The sequence below is a fragment of the Streptomyces sp. NPDC029292 genome (assembly GCF_055569295.1).
The window spans coordinates 364164-382011 of sequence record NZ_JBVHXR010000004.1 but is presented as its reverse complement, the minus strand read 5'-3'; the positions used below and the strand labels follow the sequence as shown (position 1 = coordinate 382011).

Here is a 17848-nt window from a genome sequence, read left to right as displayed (position 1 = left end):
CGATCCCACGGAGAACCGTCACATGCCCCTGTGGCCCGTCTACACCGGCACGAACGAGCCGCACGACGGCATCACCCAGCTGCCCCCGCCCCCGCCCTGGCGGGCCTTCGACGGCGGTCCGCCCCTGGACACCCCGGCCGACGGCGACGACAGCTCGGCCACCTCTCCCGACCGCCGACACCGCGCCCGCACCTACCAGGCCACCGAGCGCAGCGTCCAACTCGTCAACGCGGCCCTGTATTTGCGCCGTCCGCTGCTGGTGACAGGACCGCCCGGCACCGGAAAGTCGTCCCTCGCGTACGCGGTCGCCCGCGAGCTGCGCCTGGGTCCGGTGCTGCGCTGGAACATCACCAGCCGCAGCACACTGCACGACGGCCTGTACCAGTACGACCCGCTGTCGCGGCTGTACGCGGCGAGGTGGGCCGGGGAGCCGAAACGGGCGTCGGAGCCGGAGCCGGGCCCCGACTCCGGCCCCGACTCCGGCCCCGAGTCGGGATTCGCGTCGGGAATCGAGTCGGGAATCGAGGACCATCTGCGGCTCGGCCCGCTCGGCACCGCGCTCCTCCCCTACTCCCGCCCCCGCGCCCTCCTCATCGACGAGATCGACAAGAGCGACCTCGACCTGCCCAACGACCTGCTGAACATCCTGGAGGAGGGGCAGTACGAGATCCCGGAACTGGTCCGCGCGGCCCGGCACACGCCCGAAGCGCGCGTGATGGTCGACGGCACGGACGAACGGGTTCCGGTGGTCCGGGGCCGGGTGCGCTGCCGCGCCTTCCCCTTCGTCGTCCTCACCAGCAACGGAGAGCGCGAGTTCCCGCCCGCGTTCCTGCGCCGCTGTGTCACCCTGCGCCTGCGCCAGCCCGACGACGGGCACCTCGCCGGGATCGTCCGCGCGCACCTGGGCGAGCCCGACGACTACGCGCAGACACTCATCACCCGCTTCCTGTCCCGGGCGTCCGGCGGCGACCTCGCCACGGACCAGCTCCTCAACGCGATCTACCTGGCCGGCGCCTCGGGCCTGACCCCGGAGTCGCTCGACGAACTGGCGGAGGAGCTGATGCCGTACCTGAGCGAGGCGCCGGAGACCGATGCGTTCTGAGCCGACCGGTCCGCAGCTACTGGGCCGCCTGGCCGCAATCCTGGCCGAGGCGGGCGACGACGCGCGCCCGACACCGGTCGAGCTGGCCGAACTCCTGTGGCTGGCCCGGCACATGGAGGACCCGGACCGGGAGACGCAGGACGCGTCGACGACACCTGCGCCCGCCCCCGAGGGCGTACGGGAACAACCGCGGACCCCGCCCCCGCCTCCCGCCGAGAAGCCGCTCCACGAGGAGGAGCCGGAGGTCCCCGGCCCGCCGCGCGACGACAGACGTGTCCCGCTCCATCTGCCGTCCCCCTCCGGCCGGGGCAAGCCCCACGCATCGCTGCTGGCCCCCGCTCCGCCGATGCTGCGCCGCCGCCTGGAGTTGCAGCGCGCCCTGCGCCCGCTCAAGCGTCGCACCGACGCGCCCGTCGGCCGCGAACTCGACGAGCGGGCGACCGCCCACCGCATCGCCCACCTCGGCGGCCACCCCGAGTGGTGGCTGCCGGTCATGCGGCCCACCCGCGAACGCTGGCTGCGTCTGAACCTGGTGTACGACGCCGGTCCCACGATGCCCGTCTGGCGCCCCCTGGTCCGCGAACTGCACACCGCGCTCGCCCAGTCGGGCGTCTTCCGCACGGTGACGGTGCACCGCGCCCGGCCCGACGGCACGATCACGGGCACCGGCGCGCACGCCCCCGCCGACGGCCGTACCGTCACCCTGCTGGTCAGCGACTGCATGGGCCCGCAGTGGTGGGCCGGCCCGGCAGGCGACCGCTGGTACGCCACGCTCCGCCGCTGGTCCCTGCGGATGCCGCTGGCCGTCGTCCAGCCCCTCCCGGAACGCCTGTGGCGCGACACGGCGCTGCCCACCGCCCCCGGCCTCCTCTCGGCACCGTTCCCGGCGGCCCCGCTCGCCTCGCTCACCTTCACGCCGTACGACACCTCGGACGGACCTCCGGCCACCGGGACCGTTCCGCTCCCGGTACTGGAACCGGACGCGACCTGGCTCGCCCACTGGTCGACGCTGGTGGCCAGCCAGGGCGGCAGTCAACTCCCGGTCTCGGTCGCCCATTTGACGCCACGGCCCGTCCTCCTGGACGAGTCCGGGAACCGCAGCGACGTCACTCGGCTGCCCGCCGAGGAGCTGGTCCTGCGTTTTCGCGCGACGGCGTCCCCCGAGGCCTTCCGCCTGGCCGGCCACCTCGCTGTGGGCCGCCCCGACCTGCCCGTCATGCGCCTGGTCCAGGCCGCGGTGGAGCCGCGCCCACGCCCGCAGCACCTGGCCGAGGTCATCCTCAGCGGCATGCTCACCACCGTGCCGGGCCCGCCGGGTTCGTACGCCTTCCGGCCCGGCGTACGGGATCTGCTGCTGCGCAGCCTGCCGCGCACCGCCCGGGGACGCACGACCCGGCTGCTCGGCCGGATGGGGGCGTTGATCGACGAGCGGGCGGGCGTCGCGGCCGGAGAGTTCCGGGCGAGCACGCCGATGCCGTCCGGTACGGAGACGGCGGCCGAGGGCGAGCCGATCGCGACGGTGAGCTCGGAGAGCGTGCGGCGGCTGCTGGGGGCGGCGGGGCCGGGGCGCGCACCGGCGCTGGCCGACCGGTATCGAACCCTCGAGCGCCTCGGACCCAGCGGCACGCTGTTGCGGGCCGAGGACACCCAGCTCGGGGGGACGGTGGTGGTGCGGCTGCATTCGTCGCAGGCCGATGTTCCAGCTTTTCTGCGGGATGCGCGGGCCCTTTCGGCAGTGGAGCACCCGAACATCGTGAAGATCCACGACTACGGCGTCGAGGGCGGAGTGCCTTACATCGCCATGGAGTACCTGGACGGGATCGCGCTGAACTCCCTGGCCTCGGCGGGTGGTTACCGCATTCCGGCACCGCTGCTGGTGTCGCTGGGACGGCAGCTCGCCGATGCCCTCACGGCCCTCCACGAGGCCGGTGTCGCGCACGGCGGACTCGACATGACCAGGGTCCTGATCCTGCCCGACGGGACGGCCAAGCTCACGCTCCCACGGGTATCGGGGCAGGGAGCGGTCTGGAGGGATCTACGGACGCTCGGACAACTGCTCTTCCATCTGTCCTCGGGTAATCCGGCATACGCCGGTACGCCTCTCTCGCCCGATCGGTTGACCTTGCTGCCGACGCGGTTGCGTTCCTCTTACATGTCAGCCCTCCGCCTGCTGCTGAACGAGCATCTCACCGCACAGCAACAGGGCGTCTCCCTGCTCAGGGACAACGACCTCTTCAGCCAGGCTCAGTCGGAATACCCCCGGCTCAGCTACTCCCTCCTCGGCCCGCCCGAAGTCCACCGCGGCACCGAACACCCCGTCGCCACCGGCTCTCCCCAGGAGCAGGCGATGCTCTGCATGCTCCTCCTCCACCACGGCCGCAAGGTGAGCCACACGGAACTCGCCGAGGGCATCTGGGGCCGCAAGCCCCCCTCACGCGCACAGGCCCTCCTGGGCACCTACGCGTCCAGGCTGCGCAACGCCCTGGGCCCCGGCGTACTGGCCACCCTGTCCGACGGCTATGCCCTGCACACCAGCGCGGACTTCGTGGACGTGGTCCACTGCCAGCACCTGGTGGCGCGGGCGGAGGAGGAACGCACCGCCGGGAACACCGAACTGGCGCGCGCCGTCGTGGACACCGCCCTGACGCTCTGGCGCGGCACCGCCCTGGACGGCGTCCCCGGCCGCGCCGCCGACGCGGCCCGCACCCGGCTCCTCCAACTCCGCCTCTCCCTCTTCGCCACTCGCGCCGAACTCGACCTGGATCTCGGCGAGTTCGAGCGCGCCGCGAACGACCTCGCCGACCTCGTCCGCGCACACCCGTCCCGCGAGGACTTCCGCGGACTGCACATGGTCGCGCTCCGACGCCAGGGGCGCATCCAGGAGGCCCTGGATGCGTACGAGGAGTACGAGGACTCCGGCGGCCGAAGCCCCCAACTGCTGCTCCTCGGGCGCGAACTGCGCGAAGAGCTCGGCGAACTGCCGGGCGAGGAACGGCAGTCGACGTACGAGGGCGCGTACGAGGAGTCGTACGAGGAGACGCCGACCGACGACACGTCGTACAACGGCCTGTACGACGGCCTCGTCTCGGCGCTGGACGAGCTGCCGGAGGGTCCCTATCCCACGGAGGACAGGCTGCCGACACACCTCCTGTCCCCCCAGGAGGAGTCGGCCGAGGACGCTTCGCCCGCCGAGGACGAGGGCGACGGCTCGAAGACCCTCTTCCCGGCGGAGGAGGAACTCCCCGAACCGACCGATGACGGCCCCGGGGAGACGTACGGCGGCCTCCCGGACGACCTCTGGGGGGAGGCCGTCACCGCCAACCGCACTTGCGCCGTCTTCAACTTCGCCGACGGCCCGGAGACCCCCGGGACACATGCGGCGCTGGGACGCGCCCTCACCCGTCTGCTCACGGCGAGCGGCCTCGAACCGGAGGAATACCGGCTGCTCACCCATGACGAGGGCTACACCGTGCTCACCGAACCGGACGTCTCCGCTCTTCCCCTGCTCTCCGTCATGCTGGACCAACTACCGGACCGGCTCGTGGAGTTGGGCGGAACCGTGCTGCGCGTCATCTTCTGGCGCACGGGGCCGGACGGGCGCGCCGAGCGGCCCGACCCCCTGGCCGTCGAGGACGCGCTGGACCGGACGAACGCCCACGCCATCGTGGCCGTGGCGCCGTCCCTCCGGGACGAGCTGCCCCAACCGGCGCTCTCCGAAGAGAGGTTGGAACCTCTCTCCGGCCCCGATCACAGCCCGCCCACCGGCTGGTACAGCCTCTTCTTCCTGCCTCAGCCGTACGACTACGGCCCCCGTCCCGTGCCTCCGGTGCTGGGGCCCTATCCCCTGCCCGCCCAAGGCCTGTTCTCCTTCCTGAAGGGCAGGAACAAGGCGATCGTCTACGCACTCCCCAACGGCCAGATCACCGCCACCCGAACCCCGGCCGCCCAGAGCTACTACGAGGTGGACCTCACCGAGCACCGCACCGACCTGAACGTCCCCGGACCGGCCACGGGAGGGCCGCCCGTCTTCACCGGACGGGGCGAGGTGCACTGGCGGGTCACCGACCCGGTCGAAGCAGTGCTGCGCGCCCCCACCGACGTACCGCGCGCTCTGGAGCGTCACATGCTCTCGGAGCTCCGCCGGCTCACGCTCAACTATCCCCCGACGCACATCAGAGGGGCTGAGCACGCCCTCAACGACCGGCTGAGCCGCCGGTTCGTGCCCGGCTACGCCCTCCACTGGTCGGTCTCGCTCAGCACTCCGACGCCGCCCTCGGTCCCGCCGCCGCCCCACGGCGATTCGGCCGTCGCCGACGCCCTCGGGGCCGCCGAGTGTGTGATCTTCGGCTTCGGCGGTCCTCTGACGAGGCTGTACGTACAAGGGGCGGAATCCGAGGCGGTCCGCGAGCTCGCCCGGCTCGTCGTGGAGCGGCGCAACCCCGAGGACGCGCTGTCCGGGCGGTCGTTCCTGCCGCAGGACGGCCCGGTCGCGCCTCTGGAGGGATACTCCAACCCGCTCGATCTGCTCCGCGCGTTCGCGGGGCACGAACTCGCCGGAGAGCTGAACGACCGGCTCACGGAGATCGAGACCCGAGCCGCCCGCACCGCGGAGCCCAGGGACTACTCCGACCTGTTGGTCCGCACCCTGGACGCCAAGGGCGTGGAGCTGGCCGTGGTCACCGATCACGCGACGGTCGCGGCGGAGACGTACCTGCGCGAGCGCGGGCTGACCTCCTCCGTGCGCGGTGGGGTGCACGGCCGCGCCGGGAATCTCGCCCTCCTGATGCCGAACACCCCCAACCTGCACCGCGCCCTCGACCGGCTCGGGGCGCGTGCCGCCCGCTGCCTCATGATCGGGTACTCCGTGGCGGAGCGGCAGGCGGCCTACGCCGTCGGGATGCCCTTCATCGCCTTCGCCCGCGACGAGCAGGCACAGCGGCCACTGAGCGGCAGGGACGGCGCGCGGCTGCTCGTGTCGGGGCTACGCCCCCTCCTCACCGCCGCCCAGTCCCTCTGACCCCGGCGTGTCGCCAAGTCCACCCGTCCAGCCGCACCCCACCCGGCCCCCCACAAAGGGCGCCCCGCCCCCACCCCCCGCACGATGCGAGAGAGGACCGCCGCCCGGCGGAGCCCCACGGTCTGCGCTCTCGGGAGGACCTGCCATGACCGACAGTCTGGAGCAGCTGCGCCGCTGCCACTTCGCCGTCGACCTGGGCGCGGCGAGGACCCGTGTGTATGTGAAGGGTGCGGGGCTGGTCGTCGACCAGCCGAGTGTCGCCGCGATCAACACGAAGACGGGCGCACTGATCGCGGTCGGCGAGTTCGCGGAGAAGATGACGGGCCGTACGCCCGACTACATCCGGGTCATGCGGCCCGTGTCCGGCGGCACGGTCGTCGACATCGAGATGGCGCAGCGCATGCTGCGTCAGCTGCTCGGCGACAAGGTCCGCCGCACGCTGCGCCGCAAGCCGCGGCTGCGGGCCGCCGCCTGCACACCGCACGACGCGGACCCGCTGGCGCAGCGTGCCGCGATCGAGACGCTGGTCGGGCTGGGCGCGCGGAGGGTCGAGCTGGTCGACACGCTCATCGCCGCCGCCGTGGGCTGCGGACTGCCCGTCGAGCGGCCGGAAGCCACCATGGTCATGGTGTGCGGGGCCGCCGCGACCCAACTCGCCGTGCTGTCGCTGGGCTCGATCGTCACCGCCGAACGCGTCCCGGTGGGCGGCGAGGCCGTCGACCACGCGATCGTGCAGCACCTGCGCCACCAGCACGAGCTGATGCTGCCGAGTCAGGCCGTACGCCCCCTGCAGCTCGCCCTCTCCGGGAACGGGCTCACCCCGCACGGCCCGGCGTCGACGGAGATCCACGGGAGGGACGTGGCGACCGGCCTGGCCCGTTCCGTGCAGGTCGACACCGCCGCCGTACGCCATGCCATCCAGACCCCGCTGACCGCCGTACTCGACGGGATCGGCAAGGTGCTGCGCGCCTGCCCGCCCGACCTGGTGGCCGACCTCGCCGACCGCGGGATCATGATGGTCGGCGGAAGCGCTCTGCTGCCGGGGCTCGACCAGATGCTGCGGCAGGCGACGGGGATGCCGGTGCACATCGCCGAACGGCCGGATGTGTGCGCGGTGCAGGGCCTGGGCTACATGCTGGAGGGCAGGATCGAGCCGCTGGCCCTGGACCCGCTGGCGGGCTGACGCCCCGGATTCCGTGGGGCCCCGCATGACCGACCCCCTCCCGCGCCTCCCGGCTCTGCTGGAAGCCGTCCTCACCGTCGGCACCGACCTCGAACTGCGGGCCACGCTCCAGCACATCGTGAACGGTGCCGCCGAGCTGACGGGGGCGCGGTACGCGACGCTCGGGATGACCGACCCGGCGCACGACGGGCTGGTGGTGATCCGCACGGCGGGGCATCCCGCGACCGACCGGAGCCTGGTCGGGCGGACGGACGACTCCCTGGGTGTACCGATCCGCGTCAATGACGAGGTGTTCGGGAACCTGTATCTCGCCGAGAAACGCGGGGGACCGTTCACGGACGTGGATGAGAAGCTGCTGCGGGCGCTGGCCACCCAGGCCGGCATCGCGATCGCCAACGCCCGGCTGTACGAGACGGCCCGGCAGCGCGAGCGCTGGATCGAGGGCGCGGCGGCCGTCACGACCGCGCTGCTCAGAGGTGAGTCCGCCGAGGAAGCGCTGATGACCGTCGCCGAGCGGGCCAGGATCCTCGCGGACGCCTCGGCGGGTGTCATCCTGCAGCCCACGGCCGAGGGCGGCATGGAGATCGTGACCGCCGCCACGCTCGACGACCCCGGCGACATCGTCGGCACCACGATCGCGCCGGGCAGCCCCGTCCTCGAACAACTCCTCGGCGGCGAACCGGTGTTCATCGAGGACTCCGCGACCGACCCGCGGATGACGACGCACGTTCGGGCGCGCTTCGGGCCGAGCATGATGCTCCCCCTCCAGGCCGAAGGGCGGCTCATCGGCACGCTCGCCCTCCCCCGCCGGCGCGGCGACCGCCCGTACACCGCGGTGGAACGGCTCCTCGCCACACAGTTCGCCTCCCAGGCCGCGCTGGCGCTGGTCCTCGCCGACACACAGCAGCGCCGGGAGCGGCTCGCGGTCTACGAGGACCGCGACCGGATCGCCCGCGACCTGCACGACCTGGTCGTGCAACGCCTTTTCGCCACCGGCATGATGCTCGAATCCACGCAGCGGAAGAGCACGGCCGAGAGGGAAGGGGCTGCCCCGGAGGCCGACGCCGAGACCGAGAGCGGCACCGGCACCTACGCCAACACCGACGCCGACGCCGACGTGCACGCGACCCTCGGCCGGGCCATCGACGAGTTGCAGTCCACCATTCAAGAAGTCCGCACGGCGATCTTCGCGCTGCAACAGCCGCCCGCCGACGCCCCCACCACCTTCCGCGGCAAGGTGCTGCGCGAGACGGCGGGCGCGGCGGGCGTCCTCGGCTTCCAGCCCTCCACCCATTTCTCCGGCGCCGTGGAGAGCCGGATCTCGGAGCCCGTCGCCGGTCATCTGCTCGCCACCCTGCGTCGCGCGCTGGCCGCCGCCTCGCGCCGCGCCGGTGTGGCCCGCATCGAGGTCACGGTCGACGCGACGGCGACACTCCCCGACGGCCGCTCCGGCGTCCGCCTGACCGTCCGCGACGACGGGGCCAGGGACGACGTGGCCAGAAATGACGGGCCCGCGGACGACGCTTCCGGAGACGCCGGCGACGCGGGCACCACGGTCATCTGGCAGTCACCACTGTGAGCAACCGACACCCGCCGAACTGACGTCTCCCCGAGCACGGCCGGGTAACGGATTCACACGGTCAGCGGCGCTCGGATTGCGAAAACCCGAGCTCGGCGATAAGCCTGAACTCTAGGGAGAATCAGCCCTCGCGCCGGACCCAACTGCTACCCTGCGCGTCAATAGCCAGCTTTCCAACCCAGACGGAAGTCTCAAAATGAACCTTTCGGTGACGCCGGCGACGCATCGTTCCGCCGCCCCCCGACCCGTGCGCCGGCCGCACACGCCCCTGTCGGCCATCGACCCGCTCGGGACCGCCGCCGTCAGGTCCGCCGGACGAGTGACGGACATCCCCGGACGGCGTCCGGTCAAGCCGATCACTTTCGACTCCGCGCTCTAGGGCGCGGACACCTCGGCACAGGGCGCATCCGGCGGTACGACGACCGCCCGATGCGCCCTCGCTCATGCGCCGGAGCCCTCAACCGCCTTGAGTGATCAAGAAGTTGGTGGTACACGCGACCCCCCACTGGCACTACCCTTCGCCGAGTGAAGCTGCAGCAACTCGTTCTCAAGATCCACAGCAGATGCGATCTCGCCTGTGATCACTGCTATGTGTACGAGCATGCCGATCAGAGCTGGAAAGGGCGCCCGACCTTCATTTCCGAGGAAACGGTCGGGAAAGTGGCCCGCCGATTCGCGGACTATGCGCGGGCGCATAAACTCCCTTCCGTTTCCGTGATCCTTCACGGCGGTGAACCCCTTCTCGTGGGTCCCGTCCGTATGAGAAACATCTGTACGGAACTCACTCGCACTATCGCCCCGGTCACCGCGCTCGATCTCCGTATTCACACCAATGGCGTGCAGCTGAACACCCGCCATCTCGATGTGTTCAAGGAATTCGGCGTCAAGGTCAGCATCTCGCTCGACGGCGACCGCGCCGCCAACGACCGGCACCGCCGCGACCGCAGACGGCGGAGCAGTTACGACCGGGTGCTGCGCGCGATCAACCTCCTGCGCACCCCCGAGTACCGGCACCTCTACAGCGGCCTGCTGTGCACCGTGGACGTGGCCAACGATCCCGTCGCGGTGCACGACGCGCTCGCCTCACTGCACCCGCCCCGCATCGATTACCTGCTCCCGCACTCCACCTGGGACAGCCCCCCGCCCCGACCGGCCAACTCGCCCACCGCGTACGCCGATTGGCTGCTCAAGATCTTCGACCGATGGGACGGGCAGGGGCGCACCGTCGCGGTGCGGACCTTCGAGTCGGTGCTCAGCACCCTGCGGGGCGGGCCGAGCCTGACGGAGGCGATGGGGCTCGCGCCGAGCGATCTCGCGGTGGTGGAGACCGACGGCAGCTTCGAGCAGGCGGACTCGCTGAAGACGGCCTACCCCGGGGCGCCCGAGACCGGCTACGACGTCTTCCGGCACAGCTTCGAGGAGTTCGCCCGGCATCCCGGCGTCCGCGCACGCCAGCGGGGCCTCGCGGGCGTCAGCGCGACCTGCCGCCGCTGCCCGGTGATCGAGTCGTGCGGCGGGGGGCTCTACGCGCACCGCTACAGCAGCGGCCGCGGTTTCGACAACCCGTCCACGTTCTGCGGCGACCTGCGCGCCTTCGTCGACGGCGTCGCCGAGCGCATCACGGAGCACGCCCTCAGCCCGGCCGTCCGCAGCGGTGACGAACTCCGGTTCGCCCAGGACGAGTTGACCCGTCTCTCGCTCTCCCGCGTCGCGGCCCGGCACGCCGGGGAGCCGGACTGGGACGAGGTGTGGCGGGCCTTCCTGGCCCTGGACGCCACGACGGGCGGCACGCCGTACGTCGACGAGATCCTCGCCCACCCCTACCTGTACACCACGCTCAAGCACTGCCTGCACGACCGTGTCACCACCCCGGCACCGCTCGCCTCGGCGGTCGCCACGGTCGCCGTCCGCGCGCGGGCGGACATCAAGCTCGCCTGGGACCAGCCCACCCCCGAGCTGCACCTCCCGACGCTTGGAACCCTCACCCTCCCGGAGCCCGGCCGCGTCGAGGTCACGGTGACCGAGGGCCGCCTTCAGGTGCGCACGGACACGGGCGAGGAGTACGCCCCCGAGGACGGCCCCGCCGTACGGCGCCCGGACGACAGCCCCACCCCATGGCGCCCCTTACCGACGCTGGACCTCGCGGACGGCACCTCTCTCCTCCTCGACGACGCGGACCCCCTCCGCGACTGCTACCCCGTGCCCGTCGCCCCTCCGCTCAGCCCCAGCGACCTCACCGAGTTCGGCAAACGGCTGCGGACGGCGTACGAGCTGCTGGACGAGCGCGAACCCGGCCGCCGTGCCGACGTCAACGCGCTGCTCGTCACCACGGTCACCCCACTCGCGGCGGGCGCGGGGGTGCGGCTCGGTGCCCACGGCCTCGGCGCACTCGGGGTGGCCGTCGACTTCGAGCCCGAGGAGTTCGTGCGGGAACTGCCGCGCACCGGGCGCCTCGCCCGGCTCACCGCGCTGCGCGAGACGGCGGATCTGAACGTGCCGGGCAACAGGGCCGGGCGCCTGCTCGACGAGGCGAGCCGCGAACTCGGCAACGCCACGTACTGCGAGGACGACACTGCTTCGCGGACCGCCGCGCTGGAGCGGGCGGGCCGTGCCCTGGAGCGGCTGGCCGCCCTGCCCGAACGTGAACTCACCGAGACCGGCACGGCGTTGGTGAACGAACTGCGGGCCGAATGGGCGGAGTACCGTGGCTGAGGCTTCCCAACTTGCCACTCTGTTCGCGGAATTGGGCGTGCGGCCGGGCGGCATCCTGATGGTGCACGCCTCCCTCGGCGGCACCGGCCTGCGCGACACCGACGTACGGGACGCGCTGCTCGACGCGCTCGGCCCCGAGGGGACCCTCGTCGTGCCGTCCTTCTCGCCGGAGAACTCGGTCACCTCCCGGGCGTACCGGGCGCTCACCGACGGCATGTCCGAGCCGGAGAAGGCGGAGTTCCAGGCGTCGATACTTCCGTTCGATCCCCGTACGACGCCCTGTCCGACGATGGGCGTGCTCGCCGAGTGCGTACGGAGCACGCCGGGCGCCGTGCGCAGCGGGCATCCGCACACCTCCCTGGCCGGGCTCGGCCCCCGGGCCGCCGAGCTGCTGGGCGCGCACGATCCGCACTGCCATCTGGGCGAGCGCTCCCCGCTCGCCGGGTTGTACGCGGCGGAGGCCCAAGTCCTGCTGTTCCGCGTGGGGTTCGAGGTGTGCAGCGCGTTCCATCTCGCCGAGTACCGGATGCGGCCCGCGCCCGCGAGGCGGACGTACCACTGTGTGGTGGGCGAGCAGGGCAACTGGATCTCGTACGAGGATCTCAGCCTGTACGACGGGGACTTCGCGGCGATCGGGGCCCGGCTGCCGCGTGATCTCGTGACGGAACGGGAAATGGCGGGGAAAGCGGTGCTGCTCTTCGGGATGCGGGAGGCCGTCGACCTGGCGGGCGTCCAGATGTGCCGGGCGGGTGTCCGGATGTCTGGATATCGCCAGGGATTGACGTGAAACAGGCGACCCGTGCAGGCCCGCGGTCGGGAAGATTGTTGGTTCCGGCCGGTGACATCCCGTAGGGGCTCATCCGCAGGCAGGGGGGCGCGTGGACATACCTGAACGGGCATCGGACAACCGGCCTTATTTCTTCCTGAGTTACGCCCACACACCGGCCTGGGGGCCCGGCGGCGGCGATCCGGACCACTGGGTGCAGGTCCTCTTCACGGATCTGTGCGACCACATCATGGCGCTCACGGATCTTCCGGCGGGCGCGCCCGCGGGTTTCATGGACCGGGAGATGCGCTCGGGGGACGGATGGCCGGAAAAACTCAGTGAGAATCTCGCGACCTGCCGGGTGTTCGTGCCGCTGTTCTCGCCGCGGTACTTCACGAGTGAGAGTTGCGGGCGGGAATGGTTCGCGTTCAACGAGCGTATTCTGCGGGCGCGGGCCACCGGTTCCGGTGCCGTTCCCACCATCGTGCCCGCACTGTGGACGCATATCGACTATGCCCAACTCCCGGACTCCGTACGGCACATACACGTGGATCACGCCCAGTTCGGGGACCGCTACGCGGCCAACGGGATCTACGGGCTGATCAAGCTCAACCGGCTGCGCGACGAGTACGAGGAGACCGTGCTCGGGCTGGCGCAGCGGATCGTGCAGATCGCGCACGAGTCGCCGCTGCCGTCCAGCAGGCCCCGGCCCTACGAGAGCACACCGAGCGCGTTCAAGCCGCGCGGCGAGGGGCCCCGGAGCATCCATCTGACCGTGGCGGCACCCACCCGGCACAGTCTCCCCGAGCATCGCGACGCCCGTCCGTACGGCGAGGACGCCCAGGACTGGAACCCCTACCACTCGGAGTCGACCCGGCCGCTGCCCTCGCTCGCCGAGGAGCTGATCCGCTCCCTCGACTACCGGATCACGGTGTCGTCCTTCGACGACGAGGACACCGGCGAGAACCTGGTGGCCGACGACTCCGACAAGGCGGCGCCGAGCCACCCGGGGATTCTGCTCATCGACCGGTGGGCGCTCACCGACGAGGAACGGCGGCGCAGACTCAAGGCGTTCGACGCCAACGCCCGCCCCTGGGTCAGCGCGATCGTCCCCTGGAACCGGGCCGACATCCAGTGCCACGGCGACGAGGGCCGGCAGCTGACGGCGGAGCTGGAGCGGACCCTGCCGCTGATCCTCGACCGGGGCCGGCGCGCCGACTGCCGGGTCGCCGTCAACGGCGTACCCACCCTGAAGGCCTTCACCGACGTCCTCCCGGCTGTCGTCGCCCATGCGACCCGCCAGTACCTCAAGCACGCCGAGGCGCATCCGCCCGCGGGCCCGCCGATCCGCAGGCCCCGCCTGATGGGCCCCACCCACCCGCCGCTCCCCGACGGCGGTTCCGACCACGGAGGAGAAGAAGCATGACGGCCGCCCAGGACGGACGCATCATCACCTTCTACTCGTACAAAGGGGGCACCGGCCGCACGATGGCCCTGGCCAACACGGCGTGGATCCTCGCCGCCAACGGCAAGCGCGTGCTGGCCGTCGACTGGGACCTGGAGGCTCCGGGGCTGTTCCGTTTCTTCCACCCCTTCCTCGACCCCAACTCGCTCGCGGCGACCACCGGTGTCATCGACATCATCAACGAGTACGCCTGGGCCGCGACCACCGGAACCCAGCGCTCCGGCCCGTGGCACCTGGACTACGCGCGCGTCGAGCAGCACGCCATCTCGCTGACGCCCGAGCAGCTCGGGCTGCGCTTCCAGGACGGCGGTTCGCTCGACTTCCTCTCCGCCGGGCGCCAGGACCGCTCGTACTCCGCGACCGTGTCGTCCTTCGAATGGGACAACTTCTACGAGCGGCTGGGCGGCGGCCTCTTCCTCGACGCCTTACGGGACGACATGAAGGCGTCGTACGACTATGTCCTGATCGACTCGCGCACCGGGCTGTCCGACAACGCCGACATCTGCACCATGCAGATGCCCGACGTGCTCGTGGACTGCTTCACGCTCAGCGACCAGTCCCTGGACGGCGCGGCGGCCGTGGCCCGCAGCGTCGAGGACGGCTACCGCAAGCGCAAGATCCGGGTACTGCCCGTGCCGATGCGGATCGACGAGGGCGAGAAGGAGAAGGTCGACGCCGGACGGGCGCTTGCCCGGCTGAAGTTCGACGGGCTGCCCAAGGGGCTCGGCGGCGAGGAGCTCGGCACCGACGACCTGAGCGCGTACTGGGGCGCCGTGGAGATCCCGTACCGCCCGTACTACGCGTACGAGGAGACGCTCGCCACCGTCGGCGACGAGAGCGGGATCGCCAACTCGCTGCTGTCCGCCTTCGAACGGCTCACCGCGGTCATCTCGGACGGCGAGGTCACCACGCTGCCGCCGGTGCCCGAGCCGGTGCGGCTGCGCTGCCGCGACGCGTTCCTGCGGCGGCGGCCGCTGACCACCGCGACCGACGTCGTCATCGCGTACACGGCGGAGAACCGCATGTGGGCCGACTGGGCCGAGGCGCTCCTCAAGCGTGCGGGCTGCAACGTCATCCCGCACGACATCTCCACCGGGCCCGTCGAGCACCCGGACCCGGCGACGCGCACCCTGGTGCTGCTGTCGAACGCGTTCCGCAAGTCGCGGTACGCCGACGCCGTCTGGCGCGCCCTCACCGACTCCGGCACTGAGGCCCTGGGCGCCACGCTGATCCCGCTGCGGGTCGACGAGGTCCGGCTGCCGGAGTCGTATCTCGAATACAACCCGGTCGACCTGCACCGGCTCGACGAGACCCAGTGCGTCACCGCGCTGCTGAGCAGCCTGGAACTGCCCGGCCGCCCGGTCGACGGCGGCCCCTCCGGTCCCCGCTTCCCCGGCAGCACCCCGGCGATCTGGAACGCGCCGCAGCGCAACAACACCTTCACCGGCCGCAATGTCATCCTGGACCGGGTCCGCGACCAGCTCGGCGGCGGGATGTCCGTCGTGCTGCCGCAGCCGCAGGCGCTGTTCGGGCTCGGCGGCGTCGGCAAGACGCAGGTGGCGCTGGAGTACGTCCACCGGTTCATGGCCGACTACGACCTCGTGTGGTGGATCTCCGCCGAGGACACCGGCAACGTCGTCGCCTCGCTCGCCGAACTCGGCGCCCGCATCGGCGCGCCCGGCGGTGAGGACATCAACCTGGCCAGCCAGGAAGCCGTGCAGATGCTGGCCCGCGGGGCGCCGACCAAGCGCTGGATCCTGGTCTTCGACAACGCCGACGACCCGACCCGGCTCACCCGCTACTTCCCGGCCGGAGGCGGCGGGCACATCCTCGTCACCTCGCGCAACCAGGCCTGGGCGCAGCAGGGGGCGTCGCTGCCCATCGACGTGTTCCTGCGCGAGGAGAGCATCGAACACCTCACCCGGCGCGCCTCGGGCCTCACGGTCGAGGAGGCCGACCAGGTGGCGACCGCGGTGGGCGACCTCCCGCTGGCGGTGGAGCAGGCGGCGGCCTGGCTCGCCGAGACGGCCACCCCGATCGACGAGTACCTGCGCCAGCTGGCCGAACAGACCACCGAGGTGCTGGACCTCAACCAGCCCTCCGACTACCCCAAGACGGTGGCCGCGACCTGGAACATCTCGATAGCCCGGCTCAGGGAACGGTCCCCGGCCTCCGTGCGGCTGCTCCAGCTCTGCGCCTTCCTCGCTGCCGAACCGATCTCCTCCCACCTGCTCTACAGCAAGGAGATGATCGACGCCCTGAAGCCGTACGACCCCGCCCTCCAGGAGAGTCTGCTGCTCGGCCGGGTCATCCGCGAGATCGGCCGGTTCGCGCTCGCCAAGGTCGACCAGGTCAGCAACAGCATCCAGGTCCACCGGCTCGTGCAGGCGGTGATCCGCTCGCAGCTGACCGAGGAGGAGCAGCGGCAGGCCCGGCACGTCGTGCACACGGTGCTCGCGGGCTGCCGTCCCGACGGCGACGAGCCGATCGACGACCCCGAGACCTGGCCGCGGTTCGCGGTCATCTGGCCGCACCTGGCCGCCTCCGACGCCCGTAACTGCACCGAGGCCGAGACCCGCCGGCTGCTCATCGACCGCGTCCGCTATCTCTGGAAGCGCGGCGAGTTCCCCGGCGCCCAGCAGCTCGCCGAGGACCTCCTGGCGCATTGGAAGCCGATCCTCGGCGAGGACGACGTGCAGTACCTGTATCTGCGCTGCCAGCTCGGCAACGTCCTGCGCTCCCAGGGGCGTTACGTCGAGGCCCGCGAGATCAACACCGAACTCCTCGAGCGCCAGAAGCGGGTGCTCGGCGCCTCGCACCCGCACACGTACGTCACCATGTCCGGTCTCGCCAGCGACCTGGCGGCACTCGGCGTGTACGAATCGGCGGTGGAGTTCGCACGCGACGCGCATGAAGGCTTCAGCCAGATCTTCCACGAGTCGCACCGGCGCACCCTCAGCGCCGCCAACAACCTCGCGCTCGCGCTGCGCATGGTCGGCCGCTACGGCGAGGCGCGCGTCATCGACCAGGACACCTACGACCGGCGTATCGAGGTACTCGGCCCCGACCACCCGTACACGCTGGCCTCAGCGGCGCGCCTGGGCCGCGATCTGCGCGAGGTGGGCCGGTACACGGAGTCCGTATCCCTCCTCTCCCGCGCCTACGACGCCCACAAGCGGATCCTCGGCAAGGAGTTCCCCGGCACACTGAGCTGCGCCAAGTCGCTCGCCGTGTCGCTGCGCAGGGCGGGCCAGTTCGAGGACGCCCGCCGGCTGACGACGGCGACCCGCGGGCAGTACCGGGCCCAGTACAAGGCACCGACCCCCGACTCGCTCGCCTGCGATCTGAACATGGCCGCCGACCTGTTCGCCGCCGACGAGCGGGAGGCCGCACGCGAGGTCGCCCGGGAGGCACTCGCCGAGTACATGAAGGTGCCGGGCGAGGCCCATCCCTACACCCAGGCCGCGCTCAACAACCTCGGGATCTTCCACTGGGGCTGCGGCGACACGGAAGAGGCGGAAACAGTGTTCCGCCAGGTACTGGACCGGATGGGCCAGGTACTCGGCAAACAGCACCCGCACACCCTCTTCACCGGCATCAACTACGCCAACGTCCTCGCCGACCAGGGCCGCCTCCCGGAAGCCCGCAAGCTCGAGGAGAACGCGGTCGTCACCCTCCGCAAGGTCCTGGGCCCCCACCACCCCGAGACCCTGGCCATCGTCACCAACTCCGCCCTCACCCTCGCCGCCCTCGGCCGCAAGGACGAGGCCCGCCGCATGCGCGAGGAGGCCCTGGGAGAGCTGCGCACGCTGCTGGGCGACGAGAACGGGATGACACGGGTGGCTGCGGACGGCAGGCGGATCTACCGGGACTTGGAGCCGCTGGCAGTGTGACGTCCACCTTTCGGCGCCGGGCGGCATCTTTCAGCCCGTCCGGCGCTTGAGGACGAGCGCGAAGCGCGATACGGGGGTCTGGGGGCGGAGCCCTCAGGGACGGGAAGGGAAGGGGCGGCGGGGGCGAAAAG

General features: G+C 71.5%; 8 protein-coding genes. All 8 read left to right on the top strand.

The genetic code is table 11. The features are described 5' to 3' along the window. Nucleotides 1-22 precede the first annotated feature (22 nt). The gene (locus ACZ4WS_RS12820) at nt 23-1102 is read left to right on the top strand and encodes an AAA family ATPase (RefSeq protein ID WP_467979794.1); all 1080 of its coding nucleotides are present in this window, start codon (nt 23-25) and stop codon (nt 1100-1102) included. After that, the gene (locus tag ACZ4WS_RS12815; protein WP_467979792.1) at nt 1092-6119 is read left to right on the top strand and encodes an SAV_2336 N-terminal domain-related protein; all 5028 of its coding nucleotides are present in this window, start codon (nt 1092-1094) and stop codon (nt 6117-6119) included. Before ACZ4WS_RS12820 ends, ACZ4WS_RS12815 begins: the two co-directional genes overlap by 11 nt. Before the next feature lie 145 nt (nt 6120-6264). Further along, nucleotides 6265-7302, top strand: coding sequence for a rod shape-determining protein (locus ACZ4WS_RS12810; protein ID WP_467979790.1), 1038 nt, complete (start codon nt 6265-6267; stop codon nt 7300-7302). A 25-nt stretch (nt 7303-7327) separates the two neighbouring features. Next, the gene (locus ACZ4WS_RS12805) at nt 7328-8881 is read left to right on the top strand and encodes a sensor histidine kinase (RefSeq protein WP_467979788.1); all 1554 of its coding nucleotides are present in this window, start codon (nt 7328-7330) and stop codon (nt 8879-8881) included. 525 nt (nt 8882-9406) lie between these two features. Next, on the top strand, nt 9407-11593 hold the full coding sequence (gene fxsBH, locus ACZ4WS_RS12800; protein WP_467979786.1) for a radical SAM/SPASM protein FxsBH, inactivated beta-hydroxylase extension form: 2187 nt from the start codon (nt 9407-9409) through the stop codon (nt 11591-11593). Then, on the top strand, nt 11586-12380 hold the full coding sequence (locus ACZ4WS_RS12795; RefSeq protein ID WP_467979784.1) for an AAC(3) family N-acetyltransferase: 795 nt from the start codon (nt 11586-11588) through the stop codon (nt 12378-12380). The genes fxsBH and ACZ4WS_RS12795 overlap by 8 nt, the downstream gene beginning before the upstream one ends. 91 nt (nt 12381-12471) lie before the next feature. Then, complete coding sequence (locus tag ACZ4WS_RS12790; protein ID WP_467979783.1) at nt 12472-13785, top strand: TIR-like protein FxsC; 1314 nt, start codon at nt 12472-12474, stop codon at nt 13783-13785. Beyond that, nucleotides 13782-17717, top strand: coding sequence for an FxSxx-COOH system tetratricopeptide repeat protein (gene fxsT, locus ACZ4WS_RS12785; RefSeq protein WP_467979781.1), 3936 nt, complete (start codon nt 13782-13784; stop codon nt 17715-17717). Before ACZ4WS_RS12790 ends, fxsT begins: the two co-directional genes overlap by 4 nt. The last annotated feature ends 131 nt before the right edge of the window (nt 17718-17848 follow it).

Excerpts from the sequence above, each read along its gene's own strand:
- ACZ4WS_RS12820 (WP_467979794.1), top strand. The coding sequence starts at position 23 with ATGCCCCTGTGGCCCGTCTACACCGGCACGAACGAGCCGCACGACGGC.
- ACZ4WS_RS12815 (WP_467979792.1), top strand. The coding sequence starts at position 1,092 with ATGCGTTCTGAGCCGACCGGTCCGCAGCTACTGGGCCGCCTGGCCGCA.
- ACZ4WS_RS12810 (WP_467979790.1), top strand. The coding sequence starts at position 6,265 with ATGACCGACAGTCTGGAGCAGCTGCGCCGCTGCCACTTCGCCGTCGAC.
- ACZ4WS_RS12805 (WP_467979788.1), top strand. The coding sequence starts at position 7,328 with ATGACCGACCCCCTCCCGCGCCTCCCGGCTCTGCTGGAAGCCGTCCTC.
- fxsT (WP_467979781.1), top strand. The coding sequence starts at position 13,782 with ATGACGGCCGCCCAGGACGGACGCATCATCACCTTCTACTCGTACAAA.